16 protein-coding genes are annotated in these 16,425 nt (G+C 67.9%); 7 read left to right on the top strand and 9 right to left on the bottom strand.

The features are described 5' to 3' along the window. The first annotated feature begins 14 nt into the window (after nucleotides 1-14). The 3 genes from glgB to malQ are packed head-to-tail and all read left to right on the top strand — an operon-like array spanning nucleotide 15 to nucleotide 5,793. Nucleotides 15-2,195 (top strand): 1,4-alpha-glucan branching protein GlgB, encoded by a 2,181-nt coding sequence (glgB, locus tag BUE42_RS07545; RefSeq protein WP_073463985.1) that lies wholly within the window; start codon nucleotides 15-17, stop codon nucleotides 2,193-2,195. Next, nucleotides 2,183-4,270 carry a glycogen debranching protein GlgX gene (gene glgX, locus BUE42_RS07540; protein WP_143171358.1) on the top strand — a complete coding sequence of 696 codons (2,088 nt, stop codon included), beginning with the start codon at nucleotides 2,183-2,185 and terminating at the stop codon, nucleotides 4,268-4,270. The genes glgB and glgX overlap by 13 nt, the downstream gene beginning before the upstream one ends. A 17-nt stretch (nucleotides 4,271-4,287) precedes the next feature. Then, nucleotides 4,288-5,793, top strand: a complete 1,506-nt coding sequence (gene malQ, locus BUE42_RS07535) for a 4-alpha-glucanotransferase (RefSeq protein ID WP_073463984.1) — start codon at nucleotides 4,288-4,290, stop codon at nucleotides 5,791-5,793. Here the strand turns inward: malQ and BUE42_RS07530 are convergent. Together BUE42_RS07530 and BUE42_RS07525 are read right to left on the bottom strand one after the other, a co-directional pair. Continuing rightward, a complete protein-coding gene (locus tag BUE42_RS07530; protein ID WP_143171357.1) occupies nucleotides 5,790-7,235 on the bottom strand; it encodes a DUF1501 domain-containing protein in 1,446 nt (481 codons plus the stop codon). The two genes, malQ and BUE42_RS07530, sit on opposite strands and share 4 nt — an antisense overlap. A gap of 10 nt (nucleotides 7,236-7,245) precedes the next feature. Next, nucleotides 7,246-8,826, bottom strand: coding sequence for a DUF1800 domain-containing protein (locus BUE42_RS07525; RefSeq protein ID WP_143171356.1), 1,581 nt, complete (start codon nucleotides 8,824-8,826; stop codon nucleotides 7,246-7,248). 516 nt (nucleotides 8,827-9,342) lie between these two features. Between BUE42_RS07525 and BUE42_RS07515 the strand changes: the two genes are divergently transcribed. Continuing rightward, nucleotides 9,343-10,506, top strand: coding sequence for an OTU domain-containing protein (locus tag BUE42_RS07515; protein WP_143171355.1), 1,164 nt, complete (start codon nucleotides 9,343-9,345; stop codon nucleotides 10,504-10,506). A gap of 114 nt (nucleotides 10,507-10,620) precedes the next feature. After that, nucleotides 10,621-10,779: a hypothetical protein gene (locus BUE42_RS32955; protein ID WP_159445382.1), complete on the top strand. Its 159-nt coding sequence runs from the start codon at nucleotides 10,621-10,623 to the stop codon at nucleotides 10,777-10,779. Between the two features lie 7 nt (nucleotides 10,780-10,786). On the opposite strand, the gene BUE42_RS34075 is transcribed toward BUE42_RS32955, so the two are convergent. Continuing rightward, entirely contained in the window at nucleotides 10,787-10,912 is a 126-nt protein-coding gene (locus tag BUE42_RS34075; protein WP_255376832.1) for a hypothetical protein, read from the bottom strand. A 68-nt stretch (nucleotides 10,913-10,980) separates the two neighbouring features. Between BUE42_RS34075 and BUE42_RS07510 the strand changes: the two genes are divergently transcribed. After that, entirely contained in the window at nucleotides 10,981-12,087 is a 1,107-nt protein-coding gene (locus BUE42_RS07510) for a hypothetical protein (RefSeq protein WP_143171354.1), read from the top strand. 99 nt (nucleotides 12,088-12,186) lie between these two features. After that, nucleotides 12,187-12,519: a hypothetical protein gene (locus tag BUE42_RS07505; RefSeq protein ID WP_073463979.1), complete on the top strand. Its 333-nt coding sequence runs from the start codon at nucleotides 12,187-12,189 to the stop codon at nucleotides 12,517-12,519. Here BUE42_RS07505 and BUE42_RS07500 read toward each other — a convergent pair whose 3' ends face one another. The 6 genes from BUE42_RS07500 to BUE42_RS07475 form a co-directional block, all read right to left on the bottom strand. Further along, complete coding sequence (locus BUE42_RS07500; protein WP_073463978.1) at nucleotides 12,520-13,602, bottom strand: AgmX/PglI C-terminal domain-containing protein; 1,083 nt, start codon at nucleotides 13,600-13,602, stop codon at nucleotides 12,520-12,522. Then, nucleotides 13,599-14,096 (bottom strand): ExbD/TolR family protein, encoded by a 498-nt coding sequence (locus tag BUE42_RS07495; RefSeq protein WP_235002175.1) that lies wholly within the window; start codon nucleotides 14,094-14,096, stop codon nucleotides 13,599-13,601. The genes BUE42_RS07500 and BUE42_RS07495 overlap by 4 nt, the downstream gene beginning before the upstream one ends. 11 nt (nucleotides 14,097-14,107) lie before the next feature. Beyond that, a complete protein-coding gene (locus tag BUE42_RS07490; RefSeq protein ID WP_073463976.1) occupies nucleotides 14,108-14,602 on the bottom strand; it encodes an ExbD/TolR family protein in 495 nt (164 codons plus the stop codon). A gap of 2 nt (nucleotides 14,603-14,604) precedes the next feature. Beyond that, nucleotides 14,605-15,261 carry a MotA/TolQ/ExbB proton channel family protein gene (locus BUE42_RS07485; protein ID WP_073463975.1) on the bottom strand — a complete coding sequence of 219 codons (657 nt, stop codon included), beginning with the start codon at nucleotides 15,259-15,261 and terminating at the stop codon, nucleotides 14,605-14,607. 61 nt (nucleotides 15,262-15,322) lie between these two features. Next, on the bottom strand, nucleotides 15,323-15,661 hold the full coding sequence (locus BUE42_RS07480) for a hypothetical protein (RefSeq protein WP_083613948.1): 339 nt from the start codon (nucleotides 15,659-15,661) through the stop codon (nucleotides 15,323-15,325). Next, complete coding sequence (locus tag BUE42_RS07475) at nucleotides 15,658-16,380, bottom strand: tetratricopeptide repeat protein (protein ID WP_073463974.1); 723 nt, start codon at nucleotides 16,378-16,380, stop codon at nucleotides 15,658-15,660. Before BUE42_RS07475 ends, BUE42_RS07480 begins: the two co-directional genes overlap by 4 nt. Nucleotides 16,381-16,425 lie beyond the last annotated feature (45 nt).

Here is a 16,425-nt window from a genome sequence, read left to right as displayed (position 1 = left end):
CCCTGCTGCCGCCCATGCTGACCCCCGCCGAGATCGAGGACATCCGCCACGCCCGCCACGGCGATCCGTTCTCGGTGCTGGGCGCCCATGCCGATGCGAGCGGGCAGCGCTGGCTGCGCTGCTTCCAGCCCGGTGCGCGGGCGGCGCTGGCGGTCGACGCCGACAACGGGCAGCCGCTGTCGGTGCTGACGCAGCTGCACCCCGACGGCGTCTTCGAAGGCATGCTCGGCAGCACCGCGGGCGCGTACCGGCTGCAGTTCACCTGGGCCGACGGCAGCAGCGCCACCGTCGACGACCCCTACCGCTTCCCGCCGGTGCTCGGCGAGCTCGACGTGTGGCTGCTGGCCGAGGGCACGCACCTGCGGCCGTATGAAACGCTGGGCGCGCAGATCCGCGTGATGGAAGGCACCAGCGGTGCGAGCTTCGCGGTGTGGGCGCCGAACGCGTCGCGCGTCAGCGTGGTCGGCGACTTCAACCACTGGGACGGCCGCATCCATCCGATGCGGCTGCGCCGCGAGTGCGGCGTCTGGGAGATCTTCCTGCCCGGCATCGCCGAGGGCGCGCGCTACAAGTACGAGATCCGCACCGCCGACGGCCATGTGCTGCCGCAGAAGGCCGACCCGTACGCGCTGCAGTCCGAGCTGCGGCCGGCCACCGCGAGCGTGGTGTCGCACATGCCGCGGCTCGCGCCGGCCTCGGCGCAGCGACAGCAGTCGAACGCGCTCGATGCGCCGGTCAGCATCTACGAGGTGCACCTCGGCTCATGGCGGCGCAAGCCCGAGGAAGGCGACCGCTGGCTGAGCTGGGACGAGCTCGCCGACACGCTGGTGCCGTATGCGCAGGACATGGGCTTCACCCACCTGGAGCTGATGCCGGTCAGCGAGCACCCGTTCGACGGGTCGTGGGGTTATCAGCCGGTGGGGCTGTATTCACCCACCGCGCGCTTCGGCGACGGCCCCGGCTTCCGGCGCTTCGTCGATCGCTGCCATTCGGCCGGCCTCGGCGTGCTGCTCGACTGGGTGCCAGCGCATTTCCCGAGCGACGTGCATGGCTTGGCGCAGTTCGACGGCACGCACCTGTACGAATACGCCGACCCGCGCGAAGGCTTCCACAACGACTGGAACACGCTGATCTACAACCTCGGCCGCACCGAGGTGCGCAACTTCCTGGTCGGCAATGCGCTGTACTGGCTGGAGCGCTACGACGTCGACGGGCTGCGCGTCGATGCGGTCGCGTCGATGCTGTACCGCGACTACAGCCGCGAGCCCGGCGAGTGGATCCCGAACGTGCACGGCGGGCGCGAGAACCTGGAGGCCATCGCGTTCCTGAAGCGCATGAACGAGGTGGTCGGGATCGAGCGGGCGCAGGCCGTGACGCTGGCCGAGGAATCGACCGCGTTCCCGGCGGTGTCGCGGCCCACCTTCGCCGGCGGGCTGGGCTTTCACTACAAGTGGAACATGGGCTGGATGCACGACACGCTGAAGTACATGGCGCGCGACCCGGTGCACCGCAAGCACCACCACGGCGAGATGACCTTCGGGCTGGTGTATGCCTTCAACGAGAACTTCGTGCTGCCGCTCTCGCACGACGAGGTGGTGCACGGCAAGGGCTCGCTGATCGCGAAGATGCCGGGCGACCGCTGGCAGAAGTTCGCGAACCTGCGGGCCTACTACGGCTTCATGTTCGGGCACCCGGGCAAGAAGCTGCTGTTCATGGGCGGCGAGTTCGCGCAGGAGCGCGAATGGGACCATGACCAGAGCCTCGACTGGCATTTGCTGTCTGATGGTTTGCACGAGGGCGTGCAGCGGCTGGTGCGCGACCTGAACCGCTTCTACCGCGCCACACCGGCGCTGTACGAGCAGGATTTCGTCCCGGCCGGTTTCGAGTGGATCGACCACCAGGATGCCGAGCATTCGGTGATCAGCTTCGTGCGGCAGGGCCGCCATGACGGCGCGACGGTGCTGGTCGTCTCGAACCTGACGCCGACGGTGCGCTCAGGCTTTCGCGTCGGCGTGCCGCGGCCCGGCGAGTACCGCGAGCGCATCAACACCGATTCGGCGCACTACGGCGGCAGCAACGTCGGCACGCCGCTCGGTGCCGCGCGCTCCGAAGACGTGCCGTGGCAGGGCCGTGCGCAGTCGGTGATGCTGACGCTGCCGCCGCTGGCCACCGTGTTCCTGGAGTGGGGGGCTTGACGCCGCTGCAGCCGGGACGCCCGTGGCCGCTGGGCGCGCACTGGGACGGCCAGGGCATCAACTTCGCGGTGTTCTCCGACCACGCGCAGGGCATAGCACTGTGCCTGTTCGACGACGCCGGCACGCAGCAGCAATCGTGCACCGCGCTGCCGGGGCGCACGCAGCAGGTGTGGCACGGCTACCTGCCGGGCGCGCAGCCGGGGCTGGTGTACGGCCTGCGCGCGCACGGCCCGTGGCAGCCGGAGCGCGGGCAGCGCTTCAACCCGAACAAGCTGCTGCTCGACCCGTATGCGCGCGAGATCGTCGGCCGCTTCGACTGGAACGACCCGCACTTCGGCGGCGACCGCCAGCGCCCGCTGGAGATGGACCTGCGCGACAACGGCGCGCAGGCGTTGAAGGCGCGCGTCGTGCACGACCGCTTCGACTGGGGCGGTGATACACCGCCGTGCACGCCGCTCGCCGACACCGTCCTGTACGAGCTGCACGTCAAGGGCTTCACCCGCCTGCACCCCGGCGTGCCCGAGACGCAGCGCGGCACCTATGCGGGCCTGGCGAGCGACGCGGCCATCGCCCACTTGCAGCGGCTCGGCGTCACCGCGGTCAGCCTGCTGCCGGTGCACCAGGCGCTCGACGAAGAACGCCTGGTGCGCATGGGCCTGCGCAACTACTGGGGCTACAACACGGTCGGGTTCTTCTGCCCGAGCCCGGAGTTCGCCGTGGCAGGTTCGTCCGGGGCCGCGGTGCGCGACGAGTTCCGCACGATGGTCAAGCGACTGCACGCAGCCGGCCTCGAGGTGATCCTCGACGTGGTCTACAACCACAGCGCCGAGACCGACGAGCAGGGGCCGACGATCCACTTCCGCGGCCTCGACAACGCCGCCTGGTACCGGCTGCGGCCCGACGACCCTGCCCTCTACGTCAACGACACCGGCACCGGCAACACGCTGAACCTCGGCCACCCGCGGGTGCTGCAGCTGATGATGGATTCGCTGCGCTACTGGGTCAGCGAGATGCACATCGACGGCTTCCGCTTCGACCTCGCGCCGGTGCTCGGCCGCGGCGCGACGGCTGGCGGCTTCGACACCGGTGCCGCGTTCTTCCACGCGATCGCGCAGGACCCGCTGCTGTCCACCGTGAAGCTGATCGCCGAGCCGTGGGACATCGGCATCGGCGGCTACCAGCTCGGCCAGTTCCCGCCCGGCTGGGCCGAGTGGAACGACCGCTTCCGCGACACGGTGCGCAGCTTCTGGCTGCGCGGCGAGACCAGCCGCGGCGAGCTGGCGCAGCGGCTGTGCGCGTCGTCCGACGTGTTCCAGGCGCGCGGGCGGATGCCCGCCGAATCGGTGAACTTCATCGTCGCGCACGACGGCTTCACGCTGGCCGACCTGGTCAGCCACGACCGCAAGCACAACGAGGCGAACGGCGAAGGCAACCGCGACGGGCACGACCAGAACCACAGCTGGAACGCCGGCGTCGAAGGGCCGAGCGACGACCCGGTGATCGGTGCGCTGCGCGGGCGGCTGCAACGCGCGCTGCTGGCGACGCTGCTGCTGTCGCAGGGCACGCCGATGCTGTGCGCCGGCGACGAGCTCGGGCATTCGCAGGGCGGCAACAACAACGCCTACTGCCAGGACAACGCGACCAGCTGGATCGACTGGTCGCGCGCCGACGATGTGCTGGTCGCCTTCACCGCGCAGGTGCTGGCGCTGCGCCGCACGCACCGGCCGCTGCTCGACCGCTGGTACAGCGGCCTCGCCGATGCGCAGGGCCGCGTCGACCTCGGCTGGCTGCAGGCCGACGGCACGCCGCTCGCGGATGCGGATTGGCGCGACCCGGCGCAGCGCGTGCTGGGCGCGGCCATCGGCGCGCCGGGGCCGTTTGGAGAGGCCTTGCTGATGCTGATGAACGCCGGCGACACCGACGTGCCGTTCGCGCTGCCGGCGGGCCGCTGGCGGGTGCTGCTCGACACCGCGGCCAGCTCGCCGGCAGCCCCCGAGGCCGGCGCGGTGGCGCACACTCCGTGGCCACTGGCCGCGCACAGCCTCGTGCTGCTGGCGCAAGACCTCACCCCCTGATCCACACGAGGCGACCCATGCGATTCCCCCGCGCCAGCGGCGTGCTGCTGCACCCCACCTCGCTGCCCGGCCCGCACGGCAGCGGCGATTTCGGACCGTCCGCCTACCACTTCGTCGACTGGCTCGCGACCGCGCGACAGCGGCTGTGGCAGATGCTGCCGCTGGGCGGCATCGGACCCGGCAACTCGCCGTACATGAGCAGCTCGGCCTTCGCCGGCAACGTGCTGCTGATCGACCTCGCCGAGCTCGCCCAGCACGGCTGGCTGACGGCCGACGAATTGCTGCCCCCCGACGGCATCGAGCCGCACCGCCTGAACTTCGCGGCGGTCTGGCCCTACCGCATGGACCGGCTCGCGCGCGCCGCGCGGCGCTTCGCCGCGACCGTCACGCCGCAGCAGGAACACGAGCTGCAGGCCTTCTGCGCCGAGCATGCGAGCTGGATCAACGACTACACGCTCTTCATGGCGCTGGCCGACCACCACGACTGGGCGCCGTGGTGCGACTGGGCCGGCGGCCTCGCGCAGCGCGAGCCGGCCGCGCTGGCAGCGGCCCGCGTGCAGCATGCCGAGCGCATCGCGTTCTGGAAGTTCTGCCAGTGGCGCTTCTTCGTGCAATGGGAGCGCCTGAAAGACCACGCGACCAGCCGCGGCGTGCAGGTGATCGGCGATGCGCCGATCTTCATCGCCTACCAGAGCGCCGAGGTGTGGGCGCGACCGGACCTGTTCGAGCTCGATGCGCAGGGCCGGCCGACCGTGGTCGCCGGCGTGCCGCCGGATTTCTTCAGCGAGACCGGCCAGCGCTGGGGCAACCCGCTGTACCGCTGGAGCGCGCATGCGGCCGAGGGCTATGCGTGGTGGGTCGAGCGCATCCGCCGCACCTTCGAGCTGGTCGACATCGTGCGCATCGACCACTTCCGCGGTTTCGCGAGCTACTGGGAGATCCCGGCGAGCGAGGAGACAGCGATCCTCGGGCACTGGCGGCCGGGGCCCGGCGAGGCCTTGTTCGACGCCATCGCCGACGCGCTCGGCACGCTGCCGATCATCGCGGAAGACCTGGGTGTCGTGACGCCCGACGTCGAGGCGCTGCGGCGCAAGTTCTCGCTGCCGGGCATGCGCATCCTGCACTTCGCGTTCGGCGGCGACAGCGCCAACCCGTTCCTGCCGCACAACCACGAGGCCGACACCGTCGTCTACAGCGGCACGCACGACAACGACACCAGCCTGGGCTGGTGGGCCACCGCCACCGAGGCGCAGCGGCGCCATGCGTCGGCCTACCTGCCGACCGACGGCAGCGACATCGCGTGGGAGCTGATCCGCACCGCCTGCGCGTCAGTGGCCGACACGGCCGTGCATCCGATGCAGGACGTGCTGCGGCTGCCCGGCGCCGACCGGATGAACTTTCCCGGCAAGCCGTCGGGCTACTGGGAATGGCGCTTCAGCTGGGACCAGGTGAAGCCGGCGCATGCGCAGGAGCTGGCGCTGCTGACGCGGCTGTACGGGCGCGACGGCGTGATCGCTGTCTAGACGAACCCCAGCTTCGTCGCCGTCCCGAAGTTCGCCAGGTTCGGCAGCACCGTGCGCAACTGCGCATCGCTCGCGCCGAACCAGCCGAGCATCGTCGCCGCGTACTGGTCGACCGACGAGGTCGGGATCCAGCGGCCCTGCTGCTCCCAGGTGTCGACGCCGACATCGTTCGGCCCGCCGAGCGTGAGGTCGGGGTAGCTGCCGTAGCCGCGCCCGCCCTTCACCGCGCCGCCGACGACGAGGTGGTTGTTGCCCCACGCGTGGTCGGTGCCCATGCTGTTGTTCGGCACGAAGGTGCGGCCGAAATCGCTCTGCGTGAAGGCCGTCACCGACTCGCCCAGGCCCAGCGCCTTCATCGCGCGGTAGAACGCCCCCAGCGCATCGCCCAGTTCCTTCAGCAGCTGCGCGTGCTGGCCATCGGCGGGGCTGCCGTCGACGGCCTGGTTGCCGTGCGTGTCGAACGCGCTCATCTGCGCGAAGAAGATCTGCCGGTTGCCCTGCACCGTCGCGTTGCCCGACACCAGCTTGGCGATCTGGTACAGCTGGCGGCCGAGGCCGGTGCCGATCTTGCCGCCGGAGATCAGCGGCGCGAACGCGGTGTCGATCGCGGCTGTTGCGCCGGCCCCGCCCGGCACGATCTTCACGAGGCCCGAGAGCCGGTCCGACACATTGAACGCGTCGCGCTGGATCGCCGTGTAGGCGTTCGCGAGCGCCAGTTCCTGCTGCTCGCGGTACATCGCGTCGATGGCCGCCTTGCGCTCGGCTTTCCATGCGACCTTCAGGTCGTCCGGCTGCATCTCGAAGGCGCCGAAGGTGTCGCCCGGTGTGTTCGGCAGCACCAGCGGCGTGTGGGTGCGCGAGATGCCGAAGCGCGGCGTGCCGTTCAGCGAGATCACCGGGTTCACGGTGGCCAGCGCGTCGGACGCGCGGCCGCCCCAGCCGGTCGGCTCGAGCGAATCGCCGGTGCCGTTCTCCCACAGGTACTGCTGGTCGGAGTGCGAGTACAGCGAATCGGGCAGCACGCCGACGCTGGATGACGCGGCGCGGAACTCGGCCTTGGTCAGCGGCTTGATCAGCGGGCCGACGTTGAACACCGGGGCGATGTGGCCGTCATCGGCCGCGGCCTGCAGGCCGGCCAGCGCCGGGTGCAGCCCGTAGGTCATTCCGGCGAGCAGCACCAGGCGGTTGCTTGGGATCGCCAACTTGCCGCGCACCGCGGCGTACTGGTTGTAGCGCGCCGCATCGGTCGGCACGACGGTGTTCAGGCCGTCGTTGCCGCCGTACAGGAAGATGCACAGCAGCGCCTTGTAGTCGGCAGCGTAGGCCGGCTTGGCACCCAGCAGCAGGTTGCCCAGCGTGCCCACGCCGAGCGCGCCGGCCAGGCCGAGGCTCGAACGCGCGAGCCAGCGGCGACGATTCATCAGGATCATCGGGTCGTTCATGGCGGCGGTCCTATCGTTGGATCTGGTAATCGGGAGAGGCGTAGACCAGGTAGGCCGCGCGCTTGACGCGGCTGGTCTTCCAGTTGTTGCCGTCGGTGGCCTGCGTCCAGCGCTCGACGGCCTTCACGACCGACGCGCGCGGCGTGCTCGGCAGCAGCCGGCCGAGCGCCACCATCGAGATGCGGTCGACCAGCGCGCCGGCATCCGTCGCCGAATCGGTGAACGACGCCAGGTTCACCTTGGTCCCGGTGGCGCCGGGGATCGACGCATCGGCACCGCTGCCGCCCCAGTCGATCAGGTACAGCAGGTAGTTCATGCGCGCCAACGCGGTGTTGGCGTTGTGGATGCCGAAGGCCGGGCCGACCAGGCCACCGGTGCCGGCCACCGGGTAGTCGGGCGGGTAGTCGCTGAAGATCGACGGCGCGTTGAACACCCGCTGCTGCAGGTTGCCGCCCCAGTACCAGTTGAAGGGTTCGCCGTCGGTCGTGCCGTTCAGCCCGCGCAGCACGCCGGTGAACATCAGCACCGGCTCGCGCAGCTTGCCGCCCTGCGCGGGCACGCTGTCGCCGCGCGCTTCGGCATCGAGCAGCACGGCCGCCACGGTGGCCGTCAGGTCGCCGCGCACGCCGCTGCCGAAGCTCGCGTACTTGCCGTTGTTGAAGGCCGTCGCGACGCGAGTGACGTAGGCCGGCGACGGGTTGCTGCTGACCAGGTGCTGGATGAGCTGCCGGCCGATGAACGGTGCGACGTTCGGGTGGGCCATCACACTGTCGAGCACCGATTCCAGCGCGGCCGGCGCCTTGTGCCCGGCGACCAGCTTGACATTGGACAACAGGCTGCGTGCCTGCGTGTCGTGGTACTTCTCGATCGGCACCATGTCGCCGTTGTAGTAGCGGCAGTTCGCGCCCGACGGCCAACAGCCGTTCGGGTGCGCGCCGCCCGCCGGGTAGGTCCAGCCGGTCAGTGCGTAGGCATAGGCGCGCACCGTCTCGTTGTTGTAGGTCGGCATGCACTTTCCGCCCTTCAGGCTGCCGTCGAGGTTCAGCTCGCAGGTGCCGATGCTGAACAGCTGCAGCAGCTCGCGCGCGAAGTTCTCGTTCGGCGCGCCCTTGTCGTTGTTGGCGTTGTTCAGGAAGTCGCCCATCAGCGGCGACAGCGTGATCTTCTTCAGCATGTCGCGGTAGTTGCCGAAGGCGCCGTCGAGCATCGCGTTGTAGTAGTTGCGAAAGCCGTAGGTGCCCAGCACCTCGGCGTTGTTCAGCGGGAACATCTGCTGGAACGCGAAGGTCACGCGCTGGCGCAGCTGGTCGGGCTGGCTCACCGCGTTGCGGTAGAAGTCCCACATCAGCGGATCGGTCGAGATGTAGTCGCGGAAGCAGTTCGGCTCCATCGCCGGCGTGCAGAAATCCGGGCGGTCGACGTACTGGTGGTACTCGCCGGCGCCCTTGCCACTGGTGTAGCGCGAGGTCTTCAGCGCGAACTGCTCGGTGACCCAGGCGGTCGCGCCCTTGGCCTTGATCGAGGTGACCAGCGCTTCGGTCGGGCCGAAGGTCGTCTGGTCGGCGAGGCGCACCGCGTCGCGGGTGGACATCGGGCCGGGGGCTGGGGCCGGGGCCGGAGCCGGTGAAGGCGATGGAGCCGGCGCGGGGCTGGGTGCGGGCGCCGGCGACGGGCTCGGCGCTGGAGACGGAGCGGGTGCCGGGCTGGGGGACGGCGCGGGTGACGGTGAAGGCGATGGAGCGGGCGCCGGCGCATTCGGCGATCCTCCCACCGGATCGCCGGAAGAGGAACCGTTTCCACTTTCGTTGCCGCCGCACGCGGCAACGACGGTGGCGAACAGAATTGCAACCGCGAGTGAAGCGCGGTGCCGAGCTATCGGCAGCAGGAGGGAGTTGGTATCGGAAGTGTCGCTGGACATGGAAACGTCCTGTGGCAAGAGTGGCAATTCGCGTGAGTTCGCGACGTGTTCGTCATGCTGCGGAACAGCCATCTCGCATCGACGAACGCTCAAGACCCTTGTTGCAGGAACGGTGCCGGACTTCGCGATCTCCGTAATGCCTTCGCTTCGGCCGCCGGGTCGCCAGGGTGGTGGCGCGACAGTGGCGGCATGAACCTCATGAAACTGATGGGCAGCGCACGGCGTGGCGCCCAGAGCCTGCTAGACAGCGCCGTGCGCAGGCCGGGCATGCCGGGTCGCCCGCCGTTGCAGCAGCCGTTGGGACCGCGCCCCCAGGGCAGCTTCCCTGGACAGCCTCCATTGCGCTTCCAGCCGCCGCAGTTCCCACCCCTGCGCACGGGCGCGGCCTGGCCGCAAGGCCAACCCGCCGGTGCGCGGCCACGTGTCGACATCGCACAGTTGAATGCGGCGGGCAAGCAGGGCTTCAACGGGCCGCGTCAGAAATTGTCGGTGGAGGACCTCGGGCGGGTGCTGACGGCCGGCATCGATCCGAAGCGGGTGGCGTCCGGCGAGCTGCCGTTCAGCAGGCCCCAGGGGACACCCCCAAGGCGTCAAGCCGACTCGGCACCGGCGCGTTTCGACGGGCTCGGTGCGGCGCCCGGGCAGTCCCCGCTGCAGACGCCCCGGCCGGTACGCCGGCAGTCGATGTCGGGGCCGAGGTTCGACGGCCCGCGCCCGATCGCGGTTCCGCCGGCCGGCCAGCTGGCCGGAAGGCACAACGACGTGGACCCGGTCGTGCCCCACTTCGCGAACCTGGAGCGCGGCACGGCCCGCGCCGATGGCAACTGCTTCTTCTACTCGATGATCCACCACGCGGGACCGCAGATCGCGCGGCAGATGGGCATCGCGGAGAAAGACCTGACCCCGCAGGCCATCCGCCAGCACATCGCGGCCGAGATGATCAGCAACTTCCAGATGGCCAACCTCGGCGTGGACAACGTCCCGATGCTGTACGGCGCCGTCCTCGGCGAGCTGCGCGAGGGCAAGAAGCCCGTCAGCGCCGAGCAGTACCGCGCCGCGGTCGGCACGCGCCTGGCGGATCAGTCGCACACGCTGACGCCCAACCAGCTCACCCACGTGGCCGAGGTGGCCGAGAACTTCTCGTACAAGGACGGCGCCTGCGACTACATGCCGGCGCTGATGGCACAGACGTTCCCGGGCCTGCGCATCGTCGCGCACACCGCCGCCACGACGCCCGCCAACGAGGACAACTACAGCTTCAAGGCGGAAGGGGCGGACGGCGTACCGATGTCGACCGTGCGACTCTTCCTCGACGAGGGCCGCAAGCACTACGAGCCGGTGTTCGACAAGTAACCATGCCCCGAACCACCCCCCAAAGAGCGAGCCGCCACCGCGCGAACGGAGGATGGTGCCGCGCGGTCGTCCGCACGATGCTGTGAACACCTGCCCCTCACCACGGAGTCCGCCATGCGACTCGCCCCCCGTTCCCCGGGTTCACACCAGTCTTCCCTGGCGCGGCAACACCGCGCACTGAAGGCTCGCAGCTCGTACCCGACGTTGTCGATGGTTCGCCTGGGCCGCAGCCCGCTGCAGAAGCTGGCGTGGATCTTCGGCTTCGGCCGCTGAGCGGACCTCAGCTGAACAGCTTGCCGAAGAAGCGGCGCGCGAGGCCGGCAAACCGGTCGCGCGTGCGTTCGTGGACGCGGCCGGAGTCGGGGCGACCGCCGGCCAGTCGCTCGGACGAAGTGCTGATGAGCATCCGCCGAGCTGAAGGAACGGATTGACGTGGACAGTCACTCATGGGCTCTGCCAACCAGGAGTGATGAGATGCAAGGTATTTGCCCTAAAGCCAAGCGCGCCGGGATCGAGTCGAACAGCTTGATTTTGGATCCTTTATTCGATGGGGCTCCGGGTTCGTGGCGGGACATCCTCACCAACACAGACGTGTCCGATGTCATCAGAGCCATCAACAAGCACGAGGAAATAAATCTGGAGGGAATGGTACTTGATGGCGATCAGGCCAGCCATCTTTCTCAGGCCCTGAATGATTCGTCCTGCCTTCCGACCAAGTTGAATCTTCGAAACGTGGGAAGTGCCAACATGACCATCATATTCGAAGCCCTTGAAGGAAAATCTGGCTTGACCGAATTGAACATGGATGGCTTCTACAAGATAGAGCCGAGTGGAAAACGCTACCTCATGCAGAAGCGTCATCTTCAAAGTGTCATCAAGCTGTTGCAGCACAATGTCTTGAACAAACTCGATCTCAGACACCAAAAGTCCCGCTGCTGGCAGGATGAAACCCTGTTCAGTGAATTTCTGGAAGTCATCTGGAAAAACGAGAACATCAGAGTCCTGCACCTGGATCACTGCGACTTGGCGGCCGAAATTCATTTCTCCGACAGATCTCTGGAACTCGTGGCACCTGGGGATGCTTCATGCTCAAACCCCAGCCGCCTCACGGAGTTGACCCTGTTCGGCAACGAAATCACCTTGGTTGATGCCAGGAATTTCATTTATGAGATGGGACCGACCTTCGACATGAGGAGCCTTGAAAAGATATCCATCGACATCTTCCATGGCACGAAGACAAAAAGCACCAAAATTATAATGAAACACCTGACAAGAGCGTTCAAGATGAAGGAGGCGATGCAAACCCGGCGATCAGTCATACTTTTTGAGCCAACATCGCTGCCGATAATCATTCGCAAGGCAAAGGAATCTACTGAATTGAAAAGCATGCTACTGAAGCTGCTGCAAATGCAGCCAGAAGAGTTATTCTCTGAAGAACTATCGCTCCAAGAACTGTTGTCCGAAGAACTCAGAACCATGAAATCCTGCATCCAGGAAATCAACAACATTCCTGAGGAACTGTTCGCATTGATAGGGCGTTTCAGCGTCCGGGCCATGCTGAATCCTGCCCTGAGGTGCTGATAGCGCCCGTTCCCGCGCGCGATGCCTTGCAAGCCGCCAAGACATCCCCACCTCCTGCGAACGGGGCGGCCTGGTGCCGCCCCTCCCGGAAGGAAACGCATGAAAACCCCCACCCAATCGCAACGCAGCGTCAGCGACCTCGATGTCGTGCATGCGCTGGCGCGCCTGGTGCAGCGCATGGAAGCGAGCCCGGCCGAGATCGACGCCCACCAGTACCGCACCGTCGTGCAGCAGCTGACCCGTGCGCTCGAACGCGTCGAGCCGGGCAAGGCCTTGCAGCTGATCCTGGAGGATTGCCCGGCCGCGTCGGAGCTGTATGAAAACATACGCTACGAGCATGCCGGACTGGTTCGCGCCCCGCTCGAGAAGGCGCTGAACGCCGAGCTGGAGGCGCGCCGCGCGATCGATCACGCGGCGGCCACCCGGCACTGACTACGACGGCAGGAAGTCCAGCGGGTACGTGATGTCGATCTGGTCGACATCACGCGACCCGAACTCGAACTGCTTGATCCGCGCCAGCAGCTTCGATTCCAGCTCCGGCGACTTCAGCTCGCTCGACACGATCCGGCAGTCCACCAGCGCGCCCGACGGCGAGATCTTCAGGCTCAACACCACCTTGCCCTGCAGGCCCGGGTCCTCGCGCAGCGCACGGTTGTAGATCGCGTAGATCGCACCCTTGTTGCGCTCGAACACGAGGCGAATCTCCTCGATCGAACGCGCCGCCTTGCCACTGCCACCGCGCTGCACCGTGCCACCCGCCCCGGTGCCATTGCCGGTGCCGCTGCCGGCCGCCGAGCCCTTGCCGCCACCCCCACCGCCCCCGGCCACGCCGGCCACCAACGTGGTCGAGCGACCCGCCAGCCCGCCGCCACCGGTGTTGCGGCTGTAGCCCGCGGTGTTGATGCCGCCGCTGCCGCCGGTCGCGTTCGACGTGATCATCGCCCGGTCCGGCAAGCCGGCCTCGGTGCCCGCGCCAACCCCCACGCCGACGCCCGAACCGACACCCGGCCCCTGCTTGATGTCCGGCTTCAGCTGCACCGCCATCGGCGCACCGCTCAGCTCCTGCAGCTGGTCCTTCATCGCGAGCAGGCCGACACCCGCCGCCTTGCGGCGCGCGCCCTCGATCTCGCCCGGCGGCTTGTTGGCCTGCGGCACGCGAGCCTCGGGGATCGGCTCCTTCATCTTCACCGGATCGGGCTTGGCCGGGATCGGCTTGGCCTGGTCGGGCTTGGCTTGCGGCACGGCCGCCTCGGCCGCATCCTTCGGCTTCTCCTGCACCTTTGGCGGCGGCGGTGGCGGCGGAGGCGTCTCCAGCACCAGCTTGGCCAGCCGCGGCGGCAACTCGGCCGGAGCGGAGCGGTCGGGCTGCCGCACCGGCAGCCACGGCACGATCAGGAAGATCAGCAGGCACACGCCCACCGTGCGCTGGATGATGCGGCGAAAGCGCGCGTCATCCTCGGGCACGCCCGCCCACGGCATCACCCGCGGATTGAACGAAACGGCGGCGGCTGTCATGCGCCCGCCTTCTGCCGCACCGCGAACGACATGTCGGTGAAGCTGGCGCGCGCCGCGGTGTACATGATCTTGCGCAACAGCTGGTACGGGATGTCCTTGTCGCCCATGATCGTCAGCGCCTTGCCCTTGTCCTTGTTGGCCTCGCGGATCATCTCGCGGCCGGCCTGGATGTCGAGCTCTTCCTTCAGCGGCGCGATCAGGTCGCCCTGCAGCTTCATCACGTCGGCCACGTTCGCGACCTTGCGGCCCTCGACGAGGATCTCGGTGCCGCTGACCACCAGCACCACGTTCTGCTTCGGCTCCTTCTCGGCCGTCGACTGCGGCAGCTGCACCGCCTTCGGGCTCGGCAGCAGCTCGACGCCGGTCGCGTTCGACAGCAGGAAGAAGATCAGGATCGTGAAGACGTCGATCAGCGAGACGAGGTTCATGTCGAGCCCCGTCTGGTTGCGCGCTCGGCGCTCGGCCCGCTTCTGCAGCGGTGTCATCAATGCCATGGTCCCCGCCCCTATCGCTTGACGACCGGCGCATCGCCGATCGAGATGTTGGGGAACATTTCGGTGTGCACCACCACCGCGCCCTTGGGCGTGGCGACCACGCGCACCGCATCCATCACCTGCACGAGCGCGTCGTACGAGGAGTTGGGCTCGGCCAGCACGCTGGCTTCCGTCTTGTCCGGAAACTGCGCCTTCAGGCCTTGGATCAGCGTCGACAGCGCCACGGTGTCATAGCCCTTGGCAGTGTTCGGGATGCGCGCGATCAGGCCGCCGATGCGGTCCCCGACCTCCAGTGCATCGGGGCGCATCACCACCTCCAGTTGCAGGTTCTTGTCCTTGACTTGCTCCACGCCGGAGTTCTTGGCCGGCAACGACAGGTCGATCACCGACAGCCGCGTGAACACAGCGGTCGACAGCAGGAACGGCACCAGCACCACGATCAGGTTGATGAACGCGGTGATCTCCAGGTGGGCCGTTTCCTTGCGCAGGCGACGACGGGCAGCCATGATCAACGGCCTCCGGTGCTCTGCTCGGCCTTCAGGCGCTGCACCAGGTTCAGGAAGCTGATCTTGGCGGCCTCGAGGCCGTCGACGATCTCGGCGGTCTTGGCCTGCAGGAACGAATGCAGCAGCAGGAACGGGATCGCGACCATCAGCGCGAACGCGGTGTTGTTCATCGCGATCGAGATCGAGGCCGACAGCATCTCGGCCTTCTCGGCCGGGTTGACCTGCGCCACCGCGGTGAAGCCCTTGATCAGGCCCATGATCGTGCCCAGCAGGCCGACCAGCGTGATCACGTTCGCGAAGGTCGCGATGTAGTGGGTGCGCTTCTCGAGACGCGGCACGATTTCCATCATGCCCTCTTCCATCGCGGCGTCGAAGTCTTCACGGCGGCCCGGGCTCTGCATGCGGGTCAGCCCGTAGTTGACGATCTTGCCGATCGCGGCGTCGGAATTCGCGGTGACGTTCTGCACTTCCTTGAAGCGCCCGCCCTGCAGCATCGGCAGCACCTGAGACCACAGCTTGCGGTTCTCGCTGCGCGCCTTGTTCAGCACGATGTAGCGCTCGATCCCGATCGCCAGGCCGATCGACATGATCAACAGGCTCGGATAGATGAAGAGGCCGCAATCCTGGAAAAACTTCACTGCTGTGTTGAATGCATTCATCTCTGATCTCCGATGGAAACTTCTCTGTGATTCGACAAAAAACGGCAGGCCGGCGGTGGGGTCACTTGGCGGCTGCGGTGGGTGTGGCCGCGGGTGTGGCAGCAGCCGGCGGCTGCGTGAGCGTGTCATAGCGGACCTGGCGGCGGAACACGTCGCGGTCGATCGGCGCGAGCGCCTCGTCGAGCACGCTGACGGCCGGGCGGCCGCTCTGGTCGCCGACCAGCGGCTTCTTCCAGGGCACGATGTACAGCACCTTCGGCAGCTCGCGGTTGCCGATGATCTGCGAACCCTTGATGTCGGCGCGGTCCTGCGCCCAGGCCGGCGCGAGGCCGGCGGCGATCAACATCGCGAACACCACGGCCACCGTCAGCGGCACGCGCAAGGGATCTCGGGACTTCATGGTTTTTCCTTCCGGCTCGCAGCCGCTGCCGGCGCGGGCGCCGCGGCAGGCTGCTTACGATTTTTCAGATCTGCGACCCATTTGGTCACCGTGGCATCGCCACCCGGAGTCAACGCAAGATACCGGCCATACAGGTCGCCGGCCTGTGCAACATCCCACAGATACAGGTCGTACAGGATGCCGAGGTTCAGCAGCGGCGCGGCATAGCCCGCATCGAGCGAGATCGCGCGCTCGTAGGCGTCCTTGGCCTTCGTGAACTGTCCTTGCTGGCGGTAGGTGATGCCGAGCTGGTTGAAGTACAGCGGCTGCTTCGGGTTCAGGCGCACCGCCTGCTCCAGCTCACCGGCCGATTCGGGCAGCTTGTTGGCCTGGCGGTAGATCACGCCGAGGTTGGCGTGCGGGCCGCCCAGGTCCGGGTTGGCCTGCGCGATGGCCTTGAAGCCGCGTTCGGCTTCGTCCATCCTGCCGGCACGCAAGGCGCGTCGGGCGTCGTCGTAGCTGCGTTGCAGCGCGGGCGCGACCGGGGCTTCGGGGTCGGGGCGGGCGATGACCGGGGCGGGGGCGGAAGCGGCCTTCGCGGGAGCCGAGGCCGAAGCAGCCGGTGCGGAGGCGGCCTTGGCCGGCATCACGGCATCGCGCAAGGCCTGCAGCGGCTGCTGGATCGTCGAGCAGCCGGCGAGGGCCAGCAGGATCGCGAAGCTCAGGTGGCGCACCGGCACGAGGGCTTCGACAGGCTCAGCCCGAACGGGGTTGGGCTCAGCCAG

Source organism: Rhizobacter sp. OV335 (genome assembly GCF_900142965.1).
Taxonomy (GTDB): Bacteria; Pseudomonadota; Gammaproteobacteria; order Burkholderiales; family Burkholderiaceae_C; genus Rhizobacter.
Note: the sequence above shows the minus strand (reverse complement) of the source record. Positions and strands in the feature narration are given on the sequence as shown.